A 1,278-nucleotide genomic window follows, 5' to 3' on the forward strand; every position below is an offset into this window, starting at 1 on the left:
GTACGGAACGCCGTCGTACCGGGGTGAGGAACGTTCGGCCCGCCGTCCCCCGCGGCGGGCCAACCCATAGCGCGCACCGTGCGCCTCCGTCAGGCGGCGGGCCATACGCGGCGGAGGCGCATGCGACCGCCCGCGAGGTGGGCGATCGCGACGAGGTCGCCGGCCGCATCGAGGAGCATCGCGTCGGTCCCGCCGTCCTGCGTCGCGGTGGCTTCGCCCCGCGCGAGCGGCGCGAGGGCCGTCGGCAGCGCCAGATCCGCCAAGGGCAGCCGCTGGCCCTGCCGGACCCGCGCGACCTGATCGTCGGAAAGAGGGACGGCGGGGAGCGGCAGCACGTCCCGCGCCGCCAGCGCCGGCGCCTCCGCCAACCGGTCCAGGGGCGCGGCGTCGGCGAGGTCCACCGATCCCGAGGCGGTCCGCACCAGGCCCGCCAGGTGGGCGGGCACGCCGAGGCCCTCCCCCAGGTCCCGCGCGAACGCCCGCAGGTACGTGCCGGCCTGCACCTCGACGTCGAACAGGGCGACCGGTAGGTCGGCGAGCGGCGGGGGACGCTCGAACGCGCGGGCGCCCGGGGCGTCCGGCGGCGCCGGCCGCCACCCGCCCGCGCTCGGAGCGAACGTCGTGGGGAGGGCCTCGGCCGGCCCGACGCCCAGGAGCGTGACGGTGCGGTAGCCCGCGGGACGCGCGGGGAGCGCGGCGTACGCCTCCCCCCGGTGCGCGGCGGCGTATGCCCGCTCGCCGTCGATCTTCACGGCGCTGTGGCGCGGGGGGACCTGTTCGGTGACGTCCAGGAACCCCCGGGCCGCCGCCTCGATCGCGTCGGCGTCGAGCGCGCTCGGGTCGCTCCGCGCCTCCAGGGGGCCCTGCGCGTCCCCCGACGCCGTCGCCCCCCCGAACGCTACCCACGCCAGGTAGCGCTTCGTCGACCCGGTCAACCACGGCGACAGCTTCGTATCCTCCTCCGTCAGGAGCACCAGCACCCCGGTCGCGAGCGGATCGAGGGTCCCGGCGTGCCCGACGCGGCGCGTCCCGAACGCCCGCCGCGCCGTCCCGACGACGTCGTGCGACGTCGGGCCCAACGGCTTGTCGACCGGATGGATCGCCACGACCCGCATGCTACCGCCGGACGTGCACGTGGCCCGCGCGCCGGGCCCACGTCCGCCTATCGTGAACGCATGCGCACCCCCCGGTCGGGCCGTCGGCCGCGTCGCCGTCGCACCTGGCGCGGCGCCGTGGCGCTCGTGGTGGGCGCGTTGGCGTGCACCGGCGTGGCGCAAC

General features: G+C 77.9%; 1 protein-coding gene. It reads right to left on the reverse strand.

Features of this window, described 5'->3' with window-relative positions:
• Window positions 1–89: 89 nt before the first annotated feature.
• Window positions 90–1,106, reverse strand: a complete 1,017-nt coding sequence (gene truB, locus RI554_11615) for a tRNA pseudouridine(55) synthase TruB (protein MDR9392660.1) — start codon at window positions 1,104–1,106, stop codon at window positions 90–92.
• Window positions 1,107–1,278 lie beyond the last annotated feature (172 nt).

The sequence above is a fragment of the Trueperaceae bacterium genome, assembly GCA_031581195.1.
Lineage (GTDB): Bacteria > Deinococcota > Deinococci > Deinococcales > Trueperaceae > SLSQ01.